The following is a 24,281-nucleotide window of genomic DNA, read 5'->3' on the forward strand; positions in this document are numbered from 1 at the left end:
GGTCGTACGCCCCCCATCGCGAACCGCACAGCGCGCGCCCGCCGATCGCCCCCCCGGGCCCGGGGCCGGTTCCCGTCCTTGCCGACCCCGCCGCTCCGTGCGACAACGACCCCATGCCGACCTCACCGACCCCGTACCAGGGCTTCCCCCTGCGCCGGCCCGCACGGCCGCCGTTCCTTCTCCCCGCCGACCCGGAGAGTTGCGAGCGGTACGGCCCGGTCTTCGGCCACACCGACGTGACCCCCCTCGACAGCGAGCTCACCCGCCACCACGCGGGCACCCCCATCGGCGAGCGCATCACCCTGACCGGCCGCGTCGTGGACGGTCTCGGTCGCCCCGTCCCCCGCCAGCTCCTCGAACTCTGGCAGGCCAACGCCGCCGGCCGGTACGCGCACCAGGGCGACCAGCATGACGCGCCCCTGGATCCCCACTTCACCGGGGCGGGCCGCGCCCTCACCGACGCCGAGGGCCGCTACACCTTCACCACGATCAAGCCGGGCCCGTACCCGCTCGGCACCCCCGACGGCGCCTGGCGCGCCGCCCACCTGCACTTCTCCCTCTTCGGCCGCGCGTTCACACAACGCCTGGTCACCCAGATGTACTTCGAGGGCGACCCGCTCCTGGCCCACGACTCGGTGCTGCACGCGGCCCCCGGCGCGGCGGCCCGCCGCGCCCTGATCGCGTCCTACGCCCCGACCCCACCCCTACCAGGCCGCCCCACGTCCCTCACTTACCACTGGGACATCGTCCTCGGCGGCCCGTCCCCCATGGTCACTCCTGCCTGACGTCCACCTCGCACCACACCGTCTTACCGATCTCCCGGTCCCGCACCCCCCACCGCGCGGCCACCTCCTGTACGAGCACCAGTCCGAGCCCGCCGGGCCTGTCGCCCCCCGGCTCCCGTACGCACGGCCGGACTTCCCCCGCGCATCACTGACCGACACCCGCAACACCTCTCTCCCCACCGTCAGATGCACCCGCACGAGCCGCCCGGGCACCCGGCCGTGCGTGATCGCGTTGGTCAGCAGCTCGGACACCAACAACTCGGCATCGTCCACGAGGTGCCCGTACCCCCAGTCCCACAACAGCCGCGCATCCGGTACCGCGCGAGCCGCACGCTCTTCGGGAACGGCGAGTAGTCGAGCAGGTCCTCGTGGAGGACCACTTCTGTGGGGTCATGCGGAGAGATCATCGACGGCCACCTCCGATTACGGGCAGCGCGCACCCTTGCGCCAACTGATGCGGCCGCGCGAGCAGTTCGGTCGTTACGGACGGTAGGGGCAGCGAGGCGCGCCGTACAAGTTCCTCTTGGAGGAGATCCTCCGAACGAGTTGCGAGGCCGTCTCGGACGCCACCAGACTGACCCGGCACCGCTCAGGAGGAGCAATACGTGGCAACCAGCCAGCCGACGCAGGGAAACAGCACCTCGACCGTCTTGGGCCGCAGACTCGGCGGCGAGCTGATGCGCCTGCGCACCGCAGCGGGCCTCCGCCAGCCCCACGCCGCCAAGGCGCTCACCGCTTCCACCACCAAGATCGCCAAAATGGAGGGCGGCTGGGTACCGATGCGCGACCCGGACATCCGCGCGTTGTGCGAGCTGTACGGCGTGCACGACCCCGCCGTCGTGGGCGGCCTGCTGGAACTGGCGAGGGTGGACCGTGAGCGGCGGAAGGCGAGGGGGTGGTGGAGTGAGTTTCCGGGCATCGGCGCCATGCAGGAGTACGTGGCGCTGGAGTGCGCTGCGACGATCATCAGGGCTTGGCAACTGGCCTTCGTACCCGGCTTGCTACAGGCACCGGAGTACGTGCGCGCGTTGAACCCGGACGAGGGCTTCGTGAACGCCAGGATGGCGCGCCAGCGACGCCTCGTGGACGATTCCCCTCTCGCCTTCCGCGCTGTGGTGTTCGAGGCAGCGCTCAGGACGATCGTCGGAGGCGTCGAGGTGATGCGCAGACAACTGAAGCACCTGGCCGCCATGGTTGAGCAGCCCAACATCGACGTGCGAGTCCTTCCGTTCAGCGCTGGGGCTCAGCCCGGCATGGGATGCGCCTTCAACATCCTCTCGTTCGCCGAACCAGGCGCCATGGACGTGGTCTACATGGAGATTCCCCGTAACGAGTTGTGGCATGAAGGGGGCGACGAGGCTGGCGTGTACGGCGCCATGTTCGAGACCATCGAACAGAACGCTCTCACCACCGAAGAGACCCTGGCCCTCATCACGAGCCTCAGCAAAGAACTGTGAGCCATGCCCTCCTACGCCTTCCGCAAGTCCAGCTACAGCAACGAAGAACGCGAGTGCGTCGAAGTAGCCACCAACCACCCCCACACCATCGCCATACGCGACTCAAAACACCCCACCGGCCCCATGATCCGCCTCTCCCCCACCGCCTGGACGACCTTCCGGGACGCCGTCGCCGACGGCAGCCTCGGCGCCTAGAGGCGCCCCAGCGGAGCACCACCGCACAGGTCCTCGTCCAGCTTCGCGAGCACGGCGGCGGTCAGCGCGGGAGCGTGGCCGTGAACCCACTGTTCGGCGCGGGCGAGGAAACCCTTGAGGTCGTCGTGCACGCCCCGGAGCAGGGCCGGCAGTTCGGTCAGGGGAAGCTCGACGGGGCTCTTCGCCGAGGCCGCCGTGTCGGGCCACACCCTGACGGATGCCCCCTCGTGCTCGACATGTGCCACGGTGCCGTGGCCGAGCCACAGTTCCTCGCCGTCCATGAGGTCGTACCAGTCGCGCCAGTTCTCCAGGCCGAAGCAGCAGCCCGGGGCGATCACGGTGCCGGTCGTGGTGTCCTTCAGGCGGATGCCGCCCGGCGCTGTCGCGAGGTCGACGCTGAGCAGGTGCACCAAGCGCCGGGCCACGGCTTCGGCGTCCGGGTCCTGGCTCGCGGCCGGGGCCTCGTTGTCCTCCTCGTGGCCGCTGGTCAGGACCGCCATCGCCGTACCGACTTGCCGAAGTGACATTTCACCGGAGAGCACCAGAAGACGGTCCGCGCGCGGCGCGGCGGCGGGCCACAGGGTGAAGTCCACGGCGTCGTGGGTCTCCATGACAGCATCCATGATCAGCACAGATTCATTCTCGTCGGCCGTCGGCGCGGGCGCTTCCCCTTTTGCCGGTGTCCGGCGGCGCGACGCCCTTCCCCGGCCCTACGCCTTACACCCTGTAAGCCTGTGACCTACCGGTTGTTAGGATTTGCCGGAACTTGGGGGGCTCGTACATTTAGTCGGTCGGGAGAGGAATGGCCTCTTCCTGCCCTCCGTCGCGCACCGTGGCGCTCCGCGCCGCGCCTTGCCTGGAGGGCACATGAAACGTTCACCCGCGCCGGGGCCGAGACGGTCCCGGCCGTTCCGGCAGATCGTGGGCGGAGCCGTCGCGCTCGGGCTCACGGTGAGCGGAGGGGCGCTCGCGTCCCCCGCTGCCGCCGCCCCCGCGAAGCCGGTTCTGAGGATCACGCCGGGGTCGGAGATCGTGAGCGCCGGCACCACCGGCTTCCTCTCCGTCGACCCGAAGAACACCCTCCGGTGGACGCGTTACGCCGACGGAACGACGACCGAGGTGGGCCAGGACAGCGGCCGGCACACGCAGGACATCACGCACGGTTCCGCGTCCGATGTGGTGGCGGTGGGCGACAACACCACCATCACCGCGTCTCACAAGATCACTCTGCGGGACATGGCCTCGGGGTCGTCCGCCCTCGTGGACCTCGACACGTACGGCTACGAGTACAAAGGGGCGGTCGGGCCCTGGGTGATCGCGGTCAAGCACCTGAAGGACACCGAGGAAGCCCACGTCCTCGGGATCGTGGACGGCAAACCCACCGACCGGAAGATCACCGGGCTGCCGGAGAAGACGCAGAGGATCGCGGCGGTGGCCGGGACACCGGGCTCGGCTCTGGTGCGGTTCGCCGGGATGTCGGAGCCCTTCGAGAGCAATGACTTCGCGGTGGTCGACCTGGCCACCGCGAAGGTCAGCGACAACCGTGGGCTGATGACCGGCGACTCGGCCGGCGCCGCCCTGTCCCCGACGCACATGGCCTCGATCGGAGCCCTCCACAGCGGTGACAAGCGCGTCAGCGTCAGCGTCGCGCAGCGTGGGCCGGAAAGGCGGCCGTGGAACAGGGAGCTGTACGGCGTCTACGGCACCATGGTGGGCCTGGTCGGCAACTGGGTGCTGTACGGAAAAGCGGACCAGGTGTACGAAGGGTACGCCGCGCATGCCTCGGCCTTCTACGCCAACTTCATCGGCGGCCCTGAGCACAAGGTGCTGGACCACGCCACCTCCACGACACCCACGCCCGAGGGCGACCTGCTGGTGATGGGCGGCTCCGTCGAGCAGGGCGAGGGCCTCTACCGGATCTCCGCCGGGGCCAAGGGCGCACCCGTCACCGAGCTCGTCGCGAGCACCGGAGAGCCGACCAAGCTCACCCTCCTCGGCTCTTCCGTACCCGCCGTTGCCGACCTGAGCCGCGGTAGCTGGTGGGCACACTGGCAGCTTTCGCGGCGCAATGCCTCCGTGTACATCACGCTGCGCCACACCGCGTCCGGCAGGGAACGCTTCATCGACTTGCCCACGATGGACAGGGGCCCGGGGCCGAGGTCCCTGGACGTGGAGTGGGACGGTCTGCTCGGCTCCGAGAGCGACACCACGGCCGCGCCCAATGGTGACTACACCTGGCAGCTCACCGCCAGGCCCAACAACGGAATCGGCCCCGACCTGGATCTGAACGGCAAGTTCACCGTCCGCCGCAAGCCCGCTCCGCACGACTACACCGACAACGGTTCGCCGGACGTGCTCCTCCGCGACTCGGCGGGCAACCTGTCGCTCCAGGACACCTACCACTCTTCGTGGGGCTCGCTGCACCTCGAAGCCACGGAGTCGAAATCGGCCGGCCGGGGCTGGAACATCTACGACAAGGTCGTCGCCGTCGGCGACGTGGCCGGTGGCTCCGCCGGTGACGTGGTGGCGCGGGACGCGGCAGGCGTGCTGTGGCTCTACCTCGGCAAGGGGGACGGCACCTTCGACCGGCGGCTGAAGGCCGGCGCCGGCTGGGACGCGTACGACGAGATCACCGGCGGCAGCGACCTGAACGGCGACGGCCGCGGCGATCTGCTGGCCCGGGACCGGTCCGGCGTGCTCTGGCTCTACCAGGGCACGGGCAACTGGCGGGCACCGTTCGCGCCGCGCAAGAAGATCGGCGGCGGCTGGGGCGGCTACGACAGCATCACGGCCGTCGGTGATGTGGCCGGTGCCTCCGCCGGAGACCTGGTGGCCCGCGACCGTTCCGGCGTCCTGTGGCTGTACCTGGGCACCGGGAACGGCAAGGTCGCCTCCCGCGTGAAGATCGGCGCCGGCTGGGGCGGCTACCGCCAGCTGGTCGGCACCGGCGACTCCAACGCCGACGGCCGCGCCGACCTGCTCGTCTCCACGTCGGACGGCAGCTCGTACGTCTACCACGGCACGGGCAGCTGGCGGGCACCGTTCGCGCCGCGCGAGCTGACCGGCATCAAGACGCCGTCGCACGAGACCATCGCCTGACGGGCGGGCGGCGACGGGCGCACACGTGCCCACCGGGGCCGGGACCAGGAGCACCCAGATCACGGGTGCCGGGTCCCGGCCCTGTTCCGCTCGGACGGCCTCGCCGCCGGACATCCGGTACGTGCTCACCTCCGCGTCAAGAGACGCAGCCGTCTTCGCCCGGCCCGGGAACACCGGGCCGCCGCCCGGTGCTCACTCTTACGGCGCGCTCACCGGCCGGTTTCGCGCAGGTGCAATGCGTTCTTCACGCCGGTGCGGCAGAGTGGGCGCCCGTGGCGGACGGTGATCGTCGATCACCGGAAGCCGCACGACAGCCGTACGACGATCACGCCCGTCGCGCAACGGGCGACGGGCGACGCAGGGGGCGATCGGTATGACTCGCGGTATCGGCAGACGGCGGCTGCTCGGTGTGGCCGGAGGTGTGGCCGGAAGTGCGGCCCTGACCGCCGTGCTGGCGGCCTGTGGTTCCAACACCGGACGCAACGGCAAGGGTTCGGGTCCGGAGCTCAGCCAGTGGTACCACCAGTACGGGGAGCCGGGTACCGAGCAGGCCGTGCGGCGGTACGCCGCCGCGTACGACAAGGCGCGGGTGACCGTGCAGTGGCGGCCCGGCGATTACGACCGGCAGACCGCCGCCGCGCTGCTGACCGACTCCGGACCGGACGTGTTCGAGGTCAACGGGCCGAAGCTGGACCAGATCAAGGGTGGTCAGGTCGTGGACCTGACGGCGGAGATCGAGTCGGTGAAGGGCGACTTCCATCAGGCGGTTCTCGCGCCGAAGACCTGGCAGGACAAGGTCTGGGCGGTGCCGCAGACCGTGGACACCCAGTTGTTGTTCTACCGGAAGAGCATGCTGAAGGCGGCGGGTGTCGAACCGCCGCGGAGCGTCGACGCGTTGGTGGAGGCCGCGAAGGCGCTGACCGCGCGGCACCGGAAGGACAAGGTCAAGGGGCTGTTCCTGGGGAATGACGGCGGGGCCGCGGTGCTGGGCGGTACGCCGCTGTTCGCCGCGGGGCTGAGTCTGGTCACGGAGGACGGGAAGGCCGGTTTCGACGACCCGGCCGCCGCCCGCGTGCTCGGGAAGATCCGGCAGCTGTACGCCGACGAATCGTTGCTGCTGGGAGCGCCGACTGACTGGTCCGACCCGGCGGCCTTCGTACAGGGGCTGACGGCCATGCAGTGGTCGGGGCTGTGGGCCCTGCCACAGGTCGAGAAGGCTTTGGGGGACGACTTCGGGGTGCTGCCGTTCCCCAGGGACGGCGCCGGGAAACCGTCCGTCCCGGTGGGCGCGTACGGCTCGGCGGTCAGCGCCCGGGGCAAGCACCGGGAGGCGGCCAAGGCGTACGTGAAGTGGCTGTGGGTGGACGGGACCGACAAGCAGGAGGACTTCGCCCTCTCGTACGGTTTCCACATCCCCGCCCGCACCTCGCTCGCCAAGAAGGCGAAGCAGCTCCAGGAGGGCGCGGCGGCCGACGCGGTCTCGTACGCCACCGAGTACGGCCACGCCGAGCCGCTGCTCTGGACGACGCCGAGCAGCACCGCCTACCAGGACGCCCTCAACCGCATCATCAAGGGCGGCGCGAATCCGGAGAGCGAGCTGAAGGACGTGGTGCGCAAGGTCGAGGCCGAGTTGCAGCGGGCGAAGAAGAAGTGAGGGTGAGGAGGGCCGGAGCTGCGGCCGGTGGAGGGCCGGGGTCCGGCGCGCGGGCCGGGGCTGCGGCCGGCAGGGGCACGGAGGCGGGCGGCACGCGGTCCGGTGGGCTGCTCGCGCGCCTCCGGGGGCAGCAGAACCGGAACCTGTGGTTCTGGGCGTTCGTGGGCCCGTTCGCGATCGGCCTCGCGCTGTTCACGTACGTACCGTTGGCCTGGAGCGTCTACCTCAGCTTCTTCGACGCCCACAACACGGTCACCCCGACGGACTTCGTCGGACTGGACAACTACACGGCGATGCTGGGCGATGACGCCTTCCTGAACAGCCTGGGCACATTCCTGCTGTTCACGGCGTTCATCGTGCCGGCGACGTACGTGCTCTCCCTCGGCCTCGCACTCATGGTCAACCGGCTGCGCTTCGCCCAGGCGTTCTTCCGCTCGGTCTTCTTCCTGCCGACCGCGTGCTCGTACGTGGTCGCGGCGCTGATCTGGAAACTGTCGATCTTCAACGGGGTGCGGTTCGGGCTCGCCAACACCGTGCTGGGATGGTTCGGCGCGGACCAGACCGCCTGGCTGTCCACGACCGACCCGCCCTGGTACTGGCTGGTGATCGTCACCGTACGGCTGTGGCTCCAGGCGGGTTTCTTCATGATCCTGTTCCTGGCCGGGCTGCAGCGGATCTCACCGCGCCTGTACGAGGCCGCCGCGGTGGACGGCGCGCGGCCCGGCTGGCAGACGCTCCGGTACATCACCCTGCCGCAGCTGCGTGCCACGTCGGTCGCCGTCGTCCTGCTGCTGGTGATCAACGCGTTCCAGGCGTTCGACGAGTTCTACAACCTGATGTCCGACGCGCGCGGCTACCCGCCGTACGCCCGCCCGCCGCTGGTCTACCTCTACTACACCGCGCTCGGGCAGGAGCAGAACCTCGGCCTGGGCAGCGCGGGCGCGGTGATCCTGGCGCTGATCATCGCCGTGGCGACCGTCGTACAGGCGCGCTGGTTCGGCCTCGGACGGAAGGAGGACTGAGCACCGATGACCGTGCCTACAGGACGAGGACGGCCGGGCGCCCCGCGGGACCCCCGCGTACGGGCCGGGCGCGCGCTGCGCGCGGTGACCGTCACCGTCCTCGCCGTCCTGTTCCTCGTCCCGTTCTACCTCCTCGTACGCAACGGCCTGGCCACCGAGCAGGACATCACCGCCCCCGACTGGACGTTCTTCCCGCGCGAGATCCAGTGGTCCAACCTGACCGAGGTCTTCGACGACCCGAACCTGCCGATGGCGCGGGCCCTGCTCAACTCCACCCTCATCGCGGTCTCCACGACGGCGGGCACGGTGCTGCTGGCGTCGCTGGCCGGGTACGGGCTGGCGCGCATCCCGTACCGGCACGCGAACCTCGTCTTCTACGCCGTCCTCGGCACCCTGATGGTCCCGGCGGCCGTCACCTTCGTCCCCAGCTTCGTCCTCGTCTCGTCGCTCGGCTGGATCTCGACGCTGCGCGGGCTGATCATCCCGACCCTCTTCAGCGCCTTCGCCTGCTTCATGTTCCGCCAGTACTTCCTGGGCTTCCCCCGGGAGCTGGAGGACGCGGCGCGGGTGGACGGGCTCGGGTACTGGCGCACGTACTGGCGGATCGTGGTGCCCAACTCGCGGCCCGTCTTCGCGGCCGTCGGCACGATCGTCTTCATCGGCGCGTGGAACGCGTTCCTGTGGCCGCTGGTCATCGGACAGGACCGCGAGTCGTGGACGGTACAGGTCGCGCTCTCCACGTTCACCACGGCGCAGAACCTCAACCTGCATGAACTGTTCGTCGCCGCCGCGATCTCGATTGCGCCGCTGGTGGTCGTGTTCGTGCTGTTGCAGCGGTACATCGTGGCGGGGGGGGGGGGGGGGGGGGGGGGGGGGGGGGGGGCACCCCCCCCCCCCCCCCCCCCCCCCCGCCCCGTCAGGAACTCCCGGCCGCCTTCGGGTTGCGTTCGAAGGCCGACCACGGGCCGCCGCCCTCGCAGTAGCCGCAGTGCGCCCCGAAGAATTCGGCACGGGCCCGCCGGTCACCGAGAAGCTGTGCCCTGAACCACGCCGTGACCGGCCCGCGGAACCCGCCGCCGTCCAGCGCGGGCGTGAGGTGCGTCGCGCCGGCCAGTTCGGCGTAGACCGCGGGGACGTGGGTGGTCTGCCGGTAGCGCGGGTGGACGAGGAGCCACGGCACCACCACCGTGTCGTACTGCCCGGCGAGGAAGAGCGCGGGGCCCCGCAGTGCGCCCACACTGCCCTGCGGGCCGGGCTCGATCGCCACCGTGGTGTCCACCCGGGGGTCGGCACCGGCGGCGAGAGCACCGCCGCCGCCCTGCGAATGCCCGGTCGCACCGACCCGGGACAGGTCGACCTTGTCCTCGTAGACGCTGCCCGGCGTGCCGTTCTGCCGGGTGAGGAAGTCGATGCCCGCCAGCATCTCGCGGCCGGAACCGGACCACGTCGTACGGGCGGCGGCGACGATGAAGCCGTGCGAGGCGAGGTGCCGCAGCAGCGGTCCGTAGGCCTGTACGGGAGCGCCGGTGCCGTTGCCCCAGACGATCACCGGGTGCTTGCCGCAGCCGAGGCCCCCGAGGCCGGCCGGGCGGTAGACGGTGTGGGCCGGGCCCGCGGGTTCGACGGTGACGGCGAACGGGCCAGGGGCCGCCCAGGCACCGTGGACGGAGGGGCAGCCGGAGGCCGCCGGAGTGGGCGCCGCCGCCATAGGGGCCGCCGTCGCGGGGCTCGTGCCGCCGAGGGTCAGCGTGGCGGTGACCAGGGAGCCGGCGAGGAGGGCGCCGAGGGCGCGCAGGGGTCTCGACAGGCTGAGCGGGCTCTTCACAGCGAGGTACCTCCGATCGCGTCCGCCACCGTCGCCCCCGCATGCGCCATCCCCGCGCCGTTCGGGTGGTACGGCGCCGCCGCCGAGCCCGGCAGCACCCCTTCCATCCACTTCTCGCCCTTCGCGGCGCAGACACCGTGCCGGGCACTGGGCGTCCGGAGGTCGATGTAGCCCGCGCCGCCCGCTGCGGCCCGCTCGGCGAGCATCGTGTGCAGGCGGTCGAAGGTGTTCTGGAGGTAGTCCGCGTCGCCGGGCCAGAAGGGCTCCTTCGGCCAGCAGCCGCCCGGCTGGAAGTACGTGCCGTACGAGACGACGTACACCTTCGCGTGCGGGGAACGGCGGTGGATCTGCCCGAGTGCGGCGGCGACCTTGGGGCCCGTACGCGTGATCCGCCCGGCCAACCGGTCCCGGCCGCCCGCCGTGTAGAGCGACTCGCACGTCCGGCCCACACCCGCCACCCGCGGAAGCGGCCGGACGCAGGACGGCAGGGCGGTGCCCATGCTGATGTCGTTGGCGCCGATGACCAGGGTGACCAGGTCCGTGTCCGCCCGCAGGGCGTTCAGCTGCGGCGGTACGAGACCGAACTGCCGTCCGGCCAGGGCGCCCGTGGTGGCACCGCTGCACGTGACGTCGGTGAGCCGGGCACCGAGGCGCGCGGCGGCGACGGCCGGCCAGTTCCGGTGCGAACGCAGGCACGGGAGGCTGGTCTGGGCCGGGATCAGCGGGCCGGCGGCCGAGGAGTCGCCGAGCGCGACGTAGTGGGGTTTCCAGCCGGACGTGGTGGAAGCGGTGCCCGCCGTGGCGGTGGGGGTGCCGAGCGCGGCCAGCACGGCGGCCGCCGCGGCAACGCGTCCGGCCCGGCGCGGACTTCGGACCATCGCACTCTCCTGCTACTCGTGGGTTGATGACCGACACGATGATGGGGCACCGTTTCCCCCGACGACATGGGGCGGATCTCAGAGAAAGCGGCCACGTTCTGTGACGCGTGACAAGGAAGACTCCCCAGAACCCCCGGCCATACGCATCGGCGGCCTCGACCTCCACGCCTCGCTGACCGCGCGCCTGCCCGCCCTGACCAGCGCGGTGCTCCAGGCCCTGGTGGCCCGTGTCCCGGCCTACCGGCAGCTGCCGGACGAGGAGCTGGGCGGCGACATCAGCTGGGTGATCCGGCAGAACCTGCGGTCGGTCATCACGATCCTGCGGACGCGGTCCATGCCCGGCGAGGCGGAGCTGCACGCCCTGCGCGAGTCGGCGGCGCGCCGGGCCGAGGAGGGCGTCCCCGTCGAGTTCGTGCTCACCGCGTACCACATCGGCATGGAGGTGGTGTGGGACGCGGTCGTCGCCGACGCCCGGCCCGACGATCTCCCCGGCGTGCTGGCCGCCCACTCCCTGTCCCTGCGCTACCTGCAACTGGTCGCCCCCGTCGTCGCCGCCGGATACGTGGAGGAACGGCAGACGATCTCCGGTGACGAGCACTCCGCCCGGCACACCTTGCTGTCCGCGCTGCTCGACGGCGCCCCGGACGACGACATCGCGGCCAGGGCCGGGTTACGGCTGCCGCCCTGCTACCTGGTGCTGGCCGTCTCCCTGGGGCGGCACCCCGACGAACACGCCGACGGCGTCGACCCGACGGTGGCCGCCCGCCGCAAGCTGCGCCGGGCGCGCGCCGAGCTGGAACGGCGGATGCGGGGGCCGGTGCTGTCGTCGCTGACGGTGGACGGCGGGACGGTCCTCCTGCCGCACCCCGTACCGCCCGGTGAGCTGGCGCCGCCGGACTGGGCGTGGCTGCGTGAGCTGGTGTCGGCGGCGGCCGCGGCCGCCGAGGCGGGCGTCACGGCCGCCGCGGTCCCCGCCGTACCCGCCGGGGTGGGCGACGCCGCCACGCTGGCCCGCGACGTGCTCGACGTCGTCCTCGCCACGGAACGGCCGCCGGGTGTCTATCAGTTGGACGACGTCCTGCTGGAGTACCAGCTCTCCCGGCCGAGCGCGGCACGCGACCGGCTGTCCGGCCTGCTCGCCGGTCTGGACAACAGCCCCGAGCTGCTGGAGACGCTCATCGGCTACCTGCGGCTGGGCGGCCGGCGCCCCAGCGCCGCCGCCCTGCACGTCCATCCCAACACGGTCGACTACCGGCTGCGCCGGGTCCGTGCCCTGACCGGCCTGGACCCGACGAAGGCCACCGGCATGAGCCTCCTCGAAGCGGCGCTGGCGGCCCGCCGGGCCGGTGGCCTGCGAGGGGGTGGCCCGTAGGCGGAAGGCCCGTGGGCGGGCGGCCCGTAGGCAGGTGGCGTGTGCGCGGCCGGCGCGGAAACTCGGTGGCGGTGCGCCGGGAACGTATGGGAGAACTCAGGCATGAGCGATGCCACCACCCCGGCCCAGGAAGCCGCACTCGCGGTCGGCGCACACGACCCAGGGCTGGACAAGCGCCTTGAGGGCGAGCTCGACGCGTTCAACGCCGCCGCGACGGACAACGCCGAGCAGGCCGAATTCTCGGTACGGGTGACGGACGCGGAGGGCGAGTTGATCGGCGGACTGAGCGCCTGGACCTGGGGCGGGCTGTGCGGGATCCATCTGCTGTGGGTACGCGAGGACAGCCGCGCGGCCGGCTGGGGCGCGAAGCTGCTGCGCGCCGCCGAGCAGGAGGCGGTACGGCGCGGCTGCGACCGCGCCACGGTGTCCTCGTACACGTTCCAGGCGCCGGGATTCTACGAGCGCCAGGGATACGCCGAGGTCGGGCGCGTGCCGGGGATGCCGGGCGGACACGCGGACGTGTACCTGTACAAGGAGTTGAAGGGCTGAGGAGCTGACGGGCCGAGGGGCTGAGGGGCTGAGGGCGGAGAGTCCCGGGGGGTAGAGAGGGGGCGACGGGCCGGCCGGCCATGAGGTACGGTGCGTGCCATGACCACGTACTCGGCCTTCCGTGAGACGGAGCCGCTGCACCGCGGCCCCCACGGCGAGTGCGCGCCCCGCGGCATGACGTTTCTGCGCCGCCGTGGCCGGGTGGGTTCTCCCCCGGCCACCACTCTTCCCCGCTGTCGGTGATTCCCGGGCGTAACGCCCTCCCGACGGCAGCGACCGACTGCCGCGGCAGCTCCGCACCCGTACGGCAGCGGCGCCTGTTCCCGTAGCCCCGGGAACCTTTTCCCTGGACACCGGTACGAACGCCGTGCCTCTACCCGCACGTCCACTCCTCGCCTTCAGGAGGACCCCTTGACGGCCACCGCCGACCACACCGCCCCGGCCCCCACCCCGCGCTCCCCCTCCCCCGCCCTCCGCGACCACCGGATCCCCGCCGACGGCCTCTACGAAGGCGCCCGCGTTCTCCGCCGCACCCCCGAAGGCTGGGAGGACCGGCCGTACGAGCGCTTCGAGGTCGTCCCGCAGGCCGCCACCATCGGCGCGGAGATCCGCGGGCTCGACCTGTCCCGCCCCCTCGGCCCGGCACTGCGCGAGGAGTTGAACCGCGCGCTGCTGGAGTGGAAGGTGCTGTTCTTCCGGGGGCAGCACCTCACCTCGGCCGCACAGCGCGCGTTCGCCCGCAACTGGGGCGAGCTGGAGACCAATCCGCTGCTGGCGACGGGGGACACCGAGGACGTCGTACGGTTCGACCGCAGCGCGGTGCCGACCTTCGAGAACGTCTGGCACACGGACGTGACGTTCCGCGAACACCCGGCGCTGGGAGCGGTGTTGCAACTGCGCGAGGTGCCGCCGTTCGGCGGTGACACCATGTGGGCGGACATGGCGGCCGCGTACGACAACCTGCCGCAGGACGTACGGGACCGTATCGACGGCGCGACCGCCGTGCACGACTTCCTGCCGGGCTTCGCCCGGTTCTTCTCCGCCGAGCGGCTGGCGCCGTTCCAGGAGCGGTTCCCGCCGGTGGAGCACCCGGTCGTACGGCGGCACCCGGAGACCGGCCGCCGGATGCTGTTCGTCAACACCTCCTTCACCACCCGGATCGTGGGGTGGGAGCGGGAGGCGAGCGACCGGATGCTGAGGCTGCTCTTCCAGCAGGCGCATGTGCCGGAGTTCCAGGTGCGGTTCCGCTGGCAGGCGGGTGACATCGCCTTCTGGGACAACCGGGCCACGCAGCACTACGCGGTCAACGATTACGGGGCGCGGCGCCGGGTGGCCGAGCGGGTGGCGATCACGGGCGACCGGCCGCACTGAGGCCGGGCGCGGGCGCTCGGCCGGGGCGGTTCCGATGCACGGGCCGCCCCCGCCCCGGGCGCCGGAACGTTACCGCACGGCCCCGGCCCCCGGCACCTGCACCTCCATCTCCCGCGCCTCCAGCGCCGATATCTCCAGCCCCCGGGTGTCCACCCCGCGCACGTCGGCCTCCGGGCCGCCCCGCAGCAGCGCCGCACCCAACGGCGTCAACGTGTGCAGCACGGCGTTGCCATGACGCAGCGTCAGCAACAGCCCCGCGTCGCGCAGCACCGTCGCGTGCTGGCTGGCCGAGGCCAGCGAGACGTCGACGCGCCGCGCCAGCTCGCTGGTCGTACAGCCGCCGCCGACGCCGTGCAGGATCGCCGAGCGGGTCCGTCCGACGAGCTTGCCCAGCGAGTGGCCGGGCGCGACCGTCGGCATGACGCGGGGCGCGGGGTGTTCGAGGGGGTAGACCAGGACGGGCGTCAGGTCGGGGTTGTGAAAGGTGACGGGCGTGCGACGACAGAAGAACGACGGCAGCAGGAGCAGCCCCCGGCCGTTCAGGAAGAGGTCGCGGTCCACCGGGTAGTCCACTTCGAGGACAGGCGGCCGCCACCGCATCGTCGGCGGGAGCGAGGCCAGCAGGTGGTCCGCGCCGCCGTCCAGGAGCGCCCGGCCACGGGCGGCGCGGTCCGCCTCGATACGGGCCTGGAGCAGCGGCCAGTACGGCGCGACCGCGTTCTCGTAATAGCTCCGCAGGGCGCCGGCGACCCGGCCGAGCGCGGCGGAATCGCCCTCGCTCAGCTCCCGCAGCCACGACGGCAGCGGCCGGGTCGCGGGCAACCGCGAAAGTTCGGCGTGCAGTCGGGCGGGCGGGGTTGCGCGGAGCGCTTCCAGCCCTTCATCGATGCCGAGCAGTCCCTCCGGCGGCGTCAGGAAATCCGGAAAATAGCCGCGCGTGGGAACGAGTGGCGCCAGCAGTCGTGTTTCACCATTCAACCTGCAACGGGCTTCGGAGCGCCATTTGCCGAAGGCCGCGCCGGGCCGCCGGTCGCGCAGTCGGTGAAAACTTAAAACGGTCTCCCACAGCACGTCAGGGCGCGCACCGATGCGCACCCGGGCCAGATCCGGTCCACTGAAATGGACGCGTAGCACCGAACCCCCACCAATGCTTCCTAGTCGACCCCCGGCCATCTGAGTATGCACGCAGACACAGCCTGTCACCACGCCCTTTTGGCCAGAGTTGAAAGGGGTCGCGCCAACACGGCGTTCAGGGAAAGCTGTAACTCAATTCGACGGCAGTGCGAATGGAACGGATTGCTCGATCCCGTGGGGGGTGACGAGGCAATGACCGACCGCTCAGCATTTGCCGTGGAAGGCCGTCAACCAGGCCGACATGGCTGACGGCAGCTCCCGAGGGGGGAGTCCGGAGAAAAGCGAGGGCGGCACCTCCGCACAGGTGCCGCCCTCGTCGGGTTCCGGAGCCGGCGTCAGGGTGAGGGTCGTGGTGAACTGACGCCAACTCCGGTTGGTTTTACGGTTGTTGCCGGGTCAGCGGCTGTCGCTGCCCAGGGACTCCGCCGCGGCGCGGCCCGCTTCGAGGCGGGCGACCGGGATGCGGAACGGGGAGCAGGAGACGTAGTCCAGGCCCACCTCGTGGAAGAAGTGCACCGACTCCGGGTCGCCGCCGTGTTCGCCGCAGACGCCGAGCTTGAGGTCGGGGCGGGTGGCGCGGCCGGCTTCGGCGGCGCTGCGGACCAGCGAGCCGACACCGTCCTTGTCGATGGTCTCGAACGGGCTGACGCCGAAGATGCCCTTCTCCAGGTAGGCGGTGAAGAAGCTGGCCTCGACGTCGTCGCGGCTGAAGCCCCAGACCGTCTGGGTCAGGTCGTTGGTGCCGAAGGAGAAGAAGTCGGCGGACTCGGCGATCTGGCCGGCGGTCAGCGCCGCGCGGGGCAGTTCGATCATCGTGCCGAGGGTGAGCTTGAGGTCCACGCCATGGGCCTTCTCGACCTCGGCGATGACCTGCTCGGCCTCCTCGCGGACGATCTCCAGCTCCTGCACGGTGCCGACCAGCGGGATCATGATCTCGGCGCGCGGGTCGCCCTTGGCGGCGTTCTTGCGCTCGGCCGCTGCCTCCGCGATGGCCCGTACCTGCATGGCGAACAGGCCGGGGATGACCAGGCCGAGGCGGACGCCGCGCAGGCCCAGCATCGGGTTCTGCTCGTGCAGCTTGTGCACGGCCTGGAGCAGGCGCAGGTCGTTCTCGTTGGCGTCCTTGCGGGACTCGGCGAGGGCGACGCGTACGGACAGCTCGGTGATGTCGGGCAGGAACTCGTGCAGCGGCGGGTCCAGGAGGCGGACCGTGACCGGGAGCCCGTCCATGGCCTCGAACAGCTCGACGAAGTCGGCTTTCTGGAGGGGCAGCAGACCGCCGAGGGCGGCTTCCCGGTCGGCGTCGGTGTCGGCCAGGATCAGGCGCTCGACCATCTCGCGGCGCTCACCGAGGAACATGTGCTCGGTGCGGCACAGGCCGATGCCCTGGGCGCCGAAGCGGCGGGCGCGGGCCGCGTCCTCCGCGTTGTCGGCGTTGGCCCGTACGCGCAGCCGGCGCACCCGGTCCGCGTACGCCATGATCCGGTGCACGGCCTTGACCAGCTCGTCGGCGTCGTCGGCGCCGGCGTGCATACGGCCCTCGAAGTACTCCACGACCGGCGACGGCACGACGGGCACCTCGCCGAGGTAGACCTTGCCGGAGGAGCCGTCGATGGAGACGACGTCGCCCTCCTCGACCACGATGCCGCCGGGCGCGGTCATGCACCGGCGCTTGGTGTCGACCTCCAGCTCCTCGGCGCCGCAGACACAGGTCTTGCCCATGCCGCGGGCGACGACGGCGGCGTGCGAGGTCTTGCCGCCGCGCGAGGTCAGGATGCCCTCGGCGGCGATCATGCCATTGAGGTCGTCGGGGTTGGTCTCGCGGCGGATCAGGATGACCTTCTCGCCGGAGCGGGACCACTTGACCGCGGTGTAGGAGTCGAAGACGGCCTTGCCGACGGCGGCGCCGGGCGAGGCGGCGATGGCCCGGCCGATCTGCTGCGTCTTCGCGTTCTCGTCGAAGCGCGGGAACATCAGCTGGGCGAGCTGGGCGCCGTTGACCCGCTGGAGCGCCTCGGCCTCGTCGATCAGGCCCTGGTCGACGAGCTGGGTGGCGATGCGGAAGGCGGCGCCGGCGGTGCGCTTGCCGACGCGGGTCTGGAGCATCCACAGCTTGCCGCGCTCGATGGTGAACTCGATGTCGCACAGGTCCTTGTAGTGCGTTTCGAGCGTTTCCATGATCTGCATCAGCTCGTCGTACGACGGCTTGTCGATGCCTTCGAGGTCGGCGAGGGGCACGGTGTTGCGGATGCCGGCGACGACGTCCTCGCCCTGCGCGTTCTGCAGGTAGTCGCCGTAGACGCCCTGCTGGCCGCTGGCGGGGTCGCGGGTGAAGGCGACGCCGGTGCCGGAGTCCGGGCCGAGGTTGCCGAAGACCATGGAGCAGATGTTGACGGCCGTGCCGAGGTCGCCGGGGATGCGCTCCTGGCGGCGGTAGAGCTTGGCGCGGTCGGTGTTCCACGAGTCGAAGACCGCGCGGACGGCGAGGTCCATCTGCTCGCGGGGCTCCTGCGGGAAGTCCCGGCCGGTCTCCTTGGAGACGATGTCCTTGAACTGCCCGACGAGGGTTTTCAGGTCGGCCGCGTCGAGGTCCACGTCGACGCGTACGCCCTTGGCCCGCTTGGCCTCCTCCAGCGCCTCCTCGAAGAGGTCGCCGTCCACGCCGAGCACGGTCTTGCCGAACATCTGGATGAGGCGCCGGTAGGAGTCCCACGCGAAGCGCTCGTCACCGGCCTGCTGGGCGAGGCCGGAAACCGACGCGTCGGACAGACCGATGTTCAGCACCGTGTCCATCATGCCGGGCATCGAGAACTTCGCCCCGGAACGCACCGATACGAGAAGGGGGTTGTCGGCCTGGCCGAGCTTCTTGCCCATGGTCGCTTCGAGCGCTTCGAGGTGCTCGCTGACCTCGGCACGCAGTGCCGCGGGTTCCTGGCCGCTGTCCAGGTAGACCTTGCACGCCTCGGTGGTGATGGTGAACCCCGGCGGAACGGGAAGCCCCAGGTTGGTCATCTCGGCGAGGTTGGCGCCCTTGCCGCCGAGAAGGTCCTTGAGGTCCTTGTTGCCCTCGGTGAAGTCGTAGACGAACTTCGAAGGCTCGGACGGGGTTACGTGGGGATCTTGTGTTTCCGGCACGGGACTCTCTCCTCGCCGCGGGCTGCCCTGACGGCGAGGAACATACCCAGATCGAAGGCGTCTGGGTACGTCCACTCGGTCGACATACGCCTGTAACCCGTCGTCCGCCAGCAGATCGAAAGTCGGGATGGGCGGAGACGCGCATTCAAGTCTCGAAGGCAAGGTGGCGCACAGCGAGCGTCCGCGGGCCGTACGGCTACAGGGCGCGACATTCGCTTGATCACGCGAACACGGGAGGGGTGGCACCGAGTGCCACCCATTGGAGAGGTGCACTCCCCTGCAAAACGCTCATCTGAGCGCGACCCCTATCAAGGGTGGCGAGAATCACGCCGTTGTGCGGCCCCCGGTCCCGCCATGCGGACCCGGAATCGGACCTGCCGAAAGCCGCGGGGCCGGGCTTCCACCCGGCCCCGCGCATCTCGTTTGCTCCTCAGCCGCCCGAAGTGTCCAGTTCCGCGTCGGCCGTGACACCCGCACGGTCGTACGGGTCGTCCAGCCAGCCGTCCGGCAGGACCACCCGGTTCCGGCCAGATGTGCGGCCACGCGGCCCGTCGGCCCCTGCGGGCCAGGGCTGGTCGAGATCCAGCTCGCTCATCAGAGCGTCCAGTTCGTCCAGCGACGAGGCGATTGCCAGCTTCTTGCGCGACTCCGAGCCGATCGAGAAGCCCTTCGTGTACCAGGCGACGTGCTTGCGGAAGTCGATGACACCGCGCGCCTCGTCCCCCAGCCACTCCCCCAGCAGCGTGGCGTGCCGCAGCATCACGGCCGCGACCTCCTTGAGGGTGGGCCGTGCGTACGTACCGGTGCCCTCGAAGGCGGCCACCAGGTCGCCGAAGAGCCACGGCCGCCCCAGGCAGCCGCGCCCCACGACCACCCCGTCGCAGCCGGTCTCGCGCACCATCCGCAGCGCGTCGTCCGCCGACCAGATGTCCCCGTTGCCCAGTACCGGAATCTCCGGCACGGCCTCCTTCAGCCGGGCGATGGCCTCCCAGTCGGCCGTGCCGCCGTAGTGCTGGGCCGCGGTCCGGCCGTGCAGCGCGATGGCCGTGACGCCCTCCTCGACCGCGATCCGGCCCGCGTCGAGGTAGGTGATGTGGTCGTCGTCGATGCCCTTGCGCATCTTCATCGTCACCGGCAGGTCACCCGCGTTGGTGACCGCCTCACGCAGGATGGAGCGCAGCAGGTGGCGCTTGTACGGGAGGGCCGAGCCGCCGCCCTTGCGGGTCACCTTCGGCACCGGGCAGCCGAAGTTCAGGTCGATGTGGTCGGCCAGGTCCTCCTCGGCGATCATGCGGACGGCCTTGCCGACGGTGTCCGGATCGACGCCGTACAGCTGGATGGAACGCGGCTTCTCCGTCTCGTCGAAATGGATCAGCTGCATGGTCTTCTCGTTGCGCTCGACCAGCGCCCGCGTCGTGATCATCTCGCTGACGAACAGGCCCTTGCCGCCCGAGAACTCCCGGCACAGCGTCCGGAAGGGGGCATTGGTGATCCCGGCCATCGGCGCGAGGACCACGGGCGGCTGCACCGCGTGCGGGCCGATCTGCAGCTGAGTCATGGGGAGCGGGTTTCCTTCGACGGTCGGTGGACGGGGCGACCTCCCATTGTCGCGCACTCGCGCGGCGGCCTTGCCGGAGCCGTGGGTCTGCGTCGTCACGCACCCGGGCGGCGGACCGCACCGGAGCCGTACGTGCCTGCTGGCGCACACCCGGGCGGCGGCCGTGCCGGAGCCGTCGGCCCTCGTTCGTTGTACCGTTCACCTATGTCCGAGCCGAGTCACCGGCGGCGCCTGCTCGTCCTGGCGATCTGCTGCATGAGCCTGCTGATCGTCAGCCTCGACAACACCGTCCTGAACGTCGCCCTGCCGTCCATGCAGAAGGACCTGGACACCTCTCTCTCCGGGATGCAGTGGACGATCGACGCCTACACCCTGGTCCTCGCCTCGCTGCTGATGCTGGCCGGCTCCACCGCCGACCGGCTCGGCCGCCGCCGGGTCTTCCAGGCGGGCCTGGTGGTCTTCTCGCTCGGCTCGCTGCTGTGCAGCCTGGCGCCGAACCTGGAGTGCCTGGTGGCGTTCCGTATGGTGCAGGCCGTCGGCGGCTCGATGCTCAACCCCGTCGCCATGTCGATCATCACCAACACCTTCACCGAGCCCAAGGAGCGGGCCCGCGCGATCGGCGTGTGGGGCGGCGTGGTCGGCATCAGCATGGCGGCCGGGCCGATCGTCGGCGGGCTGCTGACGCAGACCGTCGACTGGCGCGCGATCTTCTGGCTCAACGTCCCCATCGGGGCGCTCGCGCTCTTCCTGACCATGCGGTACGTGCCGGAGTCGCGCGCGCCCAGGCCGCGCCGCGTCGACCCGGTCGGCCAGCTGCTGGTGATCGTGCTGCTCGGCGCGCTGACGTACGCGATCATCGAGGCGCCGGCGGCCGGCTGGACCTCGCCGCTGATCCTCGGCTTCGCCGTGGCGGCCGCCGCCGCGCTCGCCGGGCTGCTGCTGTACGAGCGGCGCCGCACCGATCCCCTCATCGACCTGCGGTTCTTCCGCAGCGCGCCGTTCAGCGGCGCCACGGTCGTGGCGGTCTGCGCGTTCGCCGCGCTCAGCGGCTTCCTCTTCGTCAACACGCTCTACCTCCAGGACGTACGCGGCCTGTCCGCCCTGGACGCGGGGCTCTACATGCTGCCGATGGCGGGCATGACGCTGGTCTTCGCGCCGCTGTCCGGACGGCTGGTCGGCTCGGTGGGCCCACGGCTGCCGCTGCTGCTGGCCGGGCTGACGATGGCGGCCAGCGGGGTACTGTTCGCGGGCTTCGAGGCGGAGGCCAGCACACCACTGCTCTTCACCGGGTACGTGCTCTTCGGCGTCGGCTTCGGGCTGGTCAACGCGCCCATCACCAACACCGCGGTCTCCGGGATGCCCCGTACGCAGGCGGGTGTGGCCGCGGCCATCGCCTCCACCAGCAGGCAGGTGGGCGGCTCGCTGGGCGTTGCGGTGATCGGCGCCGTACTGGCCGGCGGCACCCGCGCCGCCGCCGGCAGCCGGTTCGTCGAGGCGAGCCGCCCCGCCTGGTGGATCATCGCCGGGTGCGGCGCGGCCGTCATGCTGCTGGGCGCGCTGACCACCGGCCGCTGGGCGCGCGGAACCGCCCGCCGTACCGCGGAACGGCTGGAGGCCGCACCGGACGCGCAGGCCCCGCCGCAGGGGCCCGGCGGTCAGTCCTCGGCACGGATCAGGGCCTGAAGCTGTTCCAGCCGCTCGTGCGACTGCTCGTCGTCGGGCGTGTAGGTGAGCATCTTCGGACCGTGGTTGGGGCCCGTCCACAGGCCGGTGGAGGACAGCCGCAGCAGGCCGACCTCCCGGTGGCGGAAGAGCTTGGACTGGCTCACCGGCCGTACGACCTCCTGCCGCGCCCAGATCTCGCGGAACTCCGGTGAGGCCGCCTCCAGCCGCGCCACCATCGCCTTCCAGGCGGGCTCGGCGACATGGCCCGCCATGGAGGCGCGGAACTTGGCGGCCATCACGCGCAGCGTCTCGTGCAGGTCCACCAGGCTCGCCCGCCACTCCTCGTTGGTGAACGCCAGCCACAGGCAGTTGCGGTCCTCCTCGGGCAGCGCGTCCAGGCCGCACAGCAGCCGCCCGTAGGTGCTGTTGTACGCGAGGATGTCGAAGCGGCTGTTCTGCACGACGGCGGGGAACGGCGTCAGCCGGTCGAGCATCTGCCGCATCGGCAGCGGTACGCCCGTGCACTCCTGGCCGCGCACCGGATCGGTCGCGCCGGCCAGCGCGAAGAGGTGGCCGCGCTCGGCCCGGTCCATCAGCAGCGCGCGGGCCACGGCGTCCAGCACCTGCGGCGAGACCTTGATGTCGCGGGCCTGCTCCAGCCACGTGTACCAGGTGACGCCGACCGCGGAGAGATGGGCGACCTCCTCGCGGCGCAGGCCCGGTGTACGGCGGCGGGTGCCGCGGGGCAGGCCGACCTGCTCCGGGGTGATCCGCTCGCGGCGGCTGCGCAGGAAGGCGGCCAGCTCGCCGCGCCGGACGTCACCGTCGGTCCGCGCGGGCCCGGTGCTCCGCGGCGTTCTCTCCGGCATGGTGGCGGTCATGAACTCAGGATGCCGGAGTGCTCAGCGGGTTGCCAGGTAGCGCCGGTACCAGGATAAGGAGACTCTGGTACCCCTCTGGGCGGCGGACGATCGTCGTCCCTGTGAGCGATACCGACGTACGAACCGTCCCCACACGGGCCCCGGAGTCCGCGGCCCCCCGTCCCACCCGTCCCACCCACCCCGCCCTGACCACGCTCGGCCTGGTCACCGTGCTGCTCGGCGCCGCCCTGCCGATGATCGACTTCTTCATCGTCAACGTCGCGCTGCCGACCATCGACCGCGACCTGCGCGCGGGCCCGGCCCTGCTGGAGATGGTCGTCGCGGGCTACGGCGTCGCGTACGCGGTGCTCCTCGTCGTCGGCGGCCGGCTCGGCGACATGGTCGGCCGGCGGCGCCTGTACCTGTGGGGGCTGGCCGCCTTCGGGCTCACCTCGCTCGCCTGCGGACTGGCGCCCGACGCCTGGACGCTGGTCGCGGCGCGCGTCGCCCAGGGCGCGGCGGCCGCGCTGCTGCTGCCGCAGGTGCTGGCCACCATCCAGGCCACGACGAGCGGGACGCGCCGGGCCAAGGCGGTCAGCCTGTACGGCGGTACGGCCGGTGTCGCCAGCGCCGTCGGGCAGGTGCTCGGCGGGCTGCTGGTCGCCGCCGACCTGGCGGGGACCGGCTGGCGCGCGGTCTTCCTGGTCAACGTGCCGATCGCCGCGGTCGCGCTGGTGCTCGCGCTGCGCAGCGTGCCGGAGACCCGCTCGCCGCATCCCAGCCGGGTCGACGTGCCCGGCACCGCGCTGCTGGCCGCCGCGCTGGTCAGCCTCCTGCTGCCGCTGACCGAGGGCCGCGCGGCGGGCTGGCCGGTGTGGTCCTGGCTGCTGCCGGCCGTCTTCCCGTTCGCCGCCGCGGCGTTCGTCGTCGTGGAGCGGCGCGCCGAACAGGCGGGACGCACCCCGCTCGTCCCGCCGTCCCTGCTGCGCCTGCGCTCCGTACGCAGCGGTCTGGCCGTGATCCTGCCGTTCTCGCTGGGTTTCGGCGGCTTCATGTTCGTGCTGGCCGTCGCCCTCCAGGACGGCCTGCGGTACGGGCCGCTGGCGGCCGGGCTCGCCCTCGCGCCGCTGTGCGTGACGTTCTTCTTCGCGTCGCTGGCCGGGCCGCGGCTGGTGGCCCGCTTCGGGCGGCGGGTGGTGCTGGCCGGGTCGCTGATCCAGGGCGCCGGGCTGCTGGCGCTGGCGCTCGTCTTCCGTACGCAGTGGCCCGGCGTGTCCGCGCCCGCTCTGGCGGCGGCGATGGCGGTGCTCGGCGTGGGCCAGGGCCTGGTCCTGCCGATCCTGCTGCGGATCGTCCTCAGCGAGCTGCCGGCGGCGCAGGCCGGAGTGGGCAGCGGCGCGATGGTCACCACCCAGCAGGCCGGTCTGGCGCTGGGCGTCGCGACGCTCGGCACGCTCTTCCTCACGCTGCTGCCGTCGCTGGGCGTGCAGAACGCGTTGATCGTCGCGCTCCTGGCGCAGCTGGCGACGGTGGGGCTCAACGCGGGGCTCACATTCCGGCTGCCGCGGACGGTGCGGTAGGGCGCGGGTTCGGGGTGCGGGCGGGGCCACACGAAGACCGAATGACAGATATTGAAATCTGTCATCGCTCATGCCATGGTTGAGGGGCGCCGCCGCGCGTGCCGCGTCCACCGCGGCACGTGGCGGCCCTCCACCCACCCCC

At 71.5% G+C, this 24,281-nt stretch carries 18 protein-coding genes and 1 pseudogene; 12 read left to right on the forward strand and 7 right to left on the reverse strand.

All coding sequences use genetic code 11. From position 1 onward, the window contains the following. Positions 1–113: 113 nt before the first annotated feature. The 3 genes from ACZ4Z1_RS17645 to ACZ4Z1_RS17655 all read left to right on the forward strand — a co-directional run bounded on the left by ACZ4Z1_RS17645 (position 114) and on the right by ACZ4Z1_RS17655 (position 2,437). Complete coding sequence (locus ACZ4Z1_RS17645) at positions 114–785, forward strand: dioxygenase family protein (protein ID WP_468487499.1); 672 nt, start codon at positions 114–116, stop codon at positions 783–785. 605 nt (positions 786–1,390) lie between these two features. Further along, positions 1,391–2,242 (forward strand): helix-turn-helix domain-containing protein, encoded by an 852-nt coding sequence (locus tag ACZ4Z1_RS17650; protein WP_468487500.1) that lies wholly within the window; start codon positions 1,391–1,393, stop codon positions 2,240–2,242. Between the two features lie 3 nt (positions 2,243–2,245). After that, complete coding sequence (locus ACZ4Z1_RS17655; RefSeq protein WP_468487501.1) at positions 2,246–2,437, forward strand: DUF397 domain-containing protein; 192 nt, start codon at positions 2,246–2,248, stop codon at positions 2,435–2,437. On the opposite strand, the gene ACZ4Z1_RS17660 is transcribed toward ACZ4Z1_RS17655, so the two are convergent. Beyond that, a complete protein-coding gene (locus tag ACZ4Z1_RS17660) occupies positions 2,434–3,048 on the reverse strand; it encodes a hypothetical protein (RefSeq protein WP_468487502.1) in 615 nt (204 codons plus the stop codon). The genes ACZ4Z1_RS17655 and ACZ4Z1_RS17660 overlap by 4 nt on opposite strands. Before the next feature lie 256 nt (positions 3,049–3,304). Here ACZ4Z1_RS17660 and ACZ4Z1_RS17665 point away from each other — a divergent pair, with 256 nt between their 5' ends. The 4 genes and pseudogenes from ACZ4Z1_RS17665 to ACZ4Z1_RS17680 form a co-directional block, all read left to right on the forward strand. Further along, positions 3,305–5,536: an FG-GAP repeat domain-containing protein gene (locus tag ACZ4Z1_RS17665; protein ID WP_468487503.1), complete on the forward strand. Its 2,232-nt coding sequence runs from the start codon at positions 3,305–3,307 to the stop codon at positions 5,534–5,536. A 373-nt stretch (positions 5,537–5,909) separates the two neighbouring features. Beyond that, entirely contained in the window at positions 5,910–7,190 is a 1,281-nt protein-coding gene (locus ACZ4Z1_RS17670) for an ABC transporter substrate-binding protein (RefSeq protein WP_468487504.1), read from the forward strand. A gap of 107 nt (positions 7,191–7,297) precedes the next feature. Then, a complete protein-coding gene (locus tag ACZ4Z1_RS17675; RefSeq protein WP_468487618.1) occupies positions 7,298–8,212 on the forward strand; it encodes a carbohydrate ABC transporter permease in 915 nt (304 codons plus the stop codon). 6 nt (positions 8,213–8,218) lie between these two features. After that, positions 8,219–9,064: pseudogene (locus tag ACZ4Z1_RS17680) on the forward strand (carbohydrate ABC transporter permease); the annotation flags it as partial. Between the two features lie 64 nt (positions 9,065–9,128). Here ACZ4Z1_RS17680 and ACZ4Z1_RS17685 read toward each other — a convergent pair. Together ACZ4Z1_RS17685 and ACZ4Z1_RS17690 are read right to left on the reverse strand one after the other, a co-directional pair. Beyond that, positions 9,129–10,037: a poly(ethylene terephthalate) hydrolase family protein gene (locus tag ACZ4Z1_RS17685; protein ID WP_468487505.1), complete on the reverse strand. Its 909-nt coding sequence runs from the start codon at positions 10,035–10,037 to the stop codon at positions 9,129–9,131. Further along, positions 10,034–10,915 carry an SGNH/GDSL hydrolase family protein gene (locus tag ACZ4Z1_RS17690; RefSeq protein ID WP_468487506.1) on the reverse strand — a complete coding sequence of 294 codons (882 nt, stop codon included), beginning with the start codon at positions 10,913–10,915 and terminating at the stop codon, positions 10,034–10,036. The genes ACZ4Z1_RS17685 and ACZ4Z1_RS17690 overlap by 4 nt, the downstream gene beginning before the upstream one ends. A gap of 100 nt (positions 10,916–11,015) precedes the next feature. On the opposite strand from ACZ4Z1_RS17690, the gene ACZ4Z1_RS17695 reads away from it, so the two are divergent. From ACZ4Z1_RS17695 to ACZ4Z1_RS17705, 3 genes are all read left to right on the forward strand, one after another. Next, positions 11,016–12,287 (forward strand): PucR family transcriptional regulator, encoded by a 1,272-nt coding sequence (locus tag ACZ4Z1_RS17695; protein WP_468487507.1) that lies wholly within the window; start codon positions 11,016–11,018, stop codon positions 12,285–12,287. Positions 12,288–12,389: 102 nt separating this feature from the next. Further along, positions 12,390–12,836: a GNAT family N-acetyltransferase gene (locus ACZ4Z1_RS17700; protein ID WP_468487508.1), complete on the forward strand. Its 447-nt coding sequence runs from the start codon at positions 12,390–12,392 to the stop codon at positions 12,834–12,836. A 411-nt stretch (positions 12,837–13,247) separates the two neighbouring features. After that, positions 13,248–14,207 carry a TauD/TfdA dioxygenase family protein gene (locus ACZ4Z1_RS17705; RefSeq protein WP_468487509.1) on the forward strand — a complete coding sequence of 320 codons (960 nt, stop codon included), beginning with the start codon at positions 13,248–13,250 and terminating at the stop codon, positions 14,205–14,207. Positions 14,208–14,276: 69 nt separating this feature from the next. On the opposite strand, the gene ACZ4Z1_RS17710 is transcribed toward ACZ4Z1_RS17705, so the two are convergent. The 3 genes from ACZ4Z1_RS17710 to dusB all read right to left on the reverse strand — a co-directional run bounded on the left by ACZ4Z1_RS17710 (position 14,277) and on the right by dusB (position 20,034). Continuing rightward, positions 14,277–15,185, reverse strand: a complete 909-nt coding sequence (locus ACZ4Z1_RS17710) for an ArsR/SmtB family transcription factor (RefSeq protein ID WP_468487619.1) — start codon at positions 15,183–15,185, stop codon at positions 14,277–14,279. 552 nt (positions 15,186–15,737) lie between these two features. Beyond that, positions 15,738–18,476 carry a pyruvate, phosphate dikinase gene (gene ppdK, locus ACZ4Z1_RS17715; RefSeq protein ID WP_468487510.1) on the reverse strand — a complete coding sequence of 913 codons (2,739 nt, stop codon included), beginning with the start codon at positions 18,474–18,476 and terminating at the stop codon, positions 15,738–15,740. Positions 18,477–18,906: 430 nt separating this feature from the next. Next, complete coding sequence (gene dusB / locus ACZ4Z1_RS17720; RefSeq protein ID WP_468487511.1) at positions 18,907–20,034, reverse strand: tRNA dihydrouridine synthase DusB; 1,128 nt, start codon at positions 20,032–20,034, stop codon at positions 18,907–18,909. Positions 20,035–20,238: 204 nt separating this feature from the next. Here dusB and ACZ4Z1_RS17725 point away from each other — a divergent pair, with 204 nt between their 5' ends. Continuing rightward, positions 20,239–21,717, forward strand: coding sequence for an MFS transporter (locus ACZ4Z1_RS17725; protein WP_468487512.1), 1,479 nt, complete (start codon positions 20,239–20,241; stop codon positions 21,715–21,717). On the opposite strand, the gene ACZ4Z1_RS17730 is transcribed toward ACZ4Z1_RS17725, so the two are convergent. Next, positions 21,690–22,580 (reverse strand): helix-turn-helix transcriptional regulator, encoded by an 891-nt coding sequence (locus ACZ4Z1_RS17730; protein ID WP_468487513.1) that lies wholly within the window; start codon positions 22,578–22,580, stop codon positions 21,690–21,692. The two genes, ACZ4Z1_RS17725 and ACZ4Z1_RS17730, sit on opposite strands and share 28 nt — an antisense overlap. Positions 22,581–22,681: 101 nt before the next feature. On the opposite strand from ACZ4Z1_RS17730, the gene ACZ4Z1_RS17735 reads away from it, so the two are divergent. Next, the gene (locus ACZ4Z1_RS17735; RefSeq protein ID WP_468487514.1) at positions 22,682–24,139 is read left to right on the forward strand and encodes an MFS transporter; all 1,458 of its coding nucleotides are present in this window, start codon (positions 22,682–22,684) and stop codon (positions 24,137–24,139) included. The last annotated feature ends 142 nt before the right edge of the window (positions 24,140–24,281 follow it).

This window comes from Streptomyces sp. NPDC030165 (assembly GCF_055573595.1).

Bases quoted from the DNA above. Each gene is read 5' to 3' on its own strand.
- ACZ4Z1_RS17645 (WP_468487499.1), top strand. From the start codon at position 114: ATGCCGACCTCACCGACCCCGTACCAGGGCTTCCCCCTGCGCCGGCCC.
- ACZ4Z1_RS17655 (WP_468487501.1), top strand. From the start codon at position 2,246: ATGCCCTCCTACGCCTTCCGCAAGTCCAGCTACAGCAACGAAGAACGC.
- ACZ4Z1_RS17660 (WP_468487502.1), bottom strand. From the start codon at position 3,048: ATGGAGACCCACGACGCCGTGGACTTCACCCTGTGGCCCGCCGCCGCG.
- ACZ4Z1_RS17665 (WP_468487503.1), top strand. From the start codon at position 3,305: ATGAAACGTTCACCCGCGCCGGGGCCGAGACGGTCCCGGCCGTTCCGG.
- ACZ4Z1_RS17670 (WP_468487504.1), top strand. From the start codon at position 5,910: ATGACTCGCGGTATCGGCAGACGGCGGCTGCTCGGTGTGGCCGGAGGT.
- ACZ4Z1_RS17690 (WP_468487506.1), bottom strand. From the start codon at position 10,915: ATGGTCCGAAGTCCGCGCCGGGCCGGACGCGTTGCCGCGGCGGCCGCC.
- ACZ4Z1_RS17700 (WP_468487508.1), top strand. From the start codon at position 12,390: ATGAGCGATGCCACCACCCCGGCCCAGGAAGCCGCACTCGCGGTCGGC.
- dusB (WP_468487511.1), bottom strand. From the start codon at position 20,034: ATGACTCAGCTGCAGATCGGCCCGCACGCGGTGCAGCCGCCCGTGGTC.
- ACZ4Z1_RS17725 (WP_468487512.1), top strand. From the start codon at position 20,239: ATGTCCGAGCCGAGTCACCGGCGGCGCCTGCTCGTCCTGGCGATCTGC.
- ACZ4Z1_RS17730 (WP_468487513.1), bottom strand. From the start codon at position 22,580: ATGACCGCCACCATGCCGGAGAGAACGCCGCGGAGCACCGGGCCCGCG.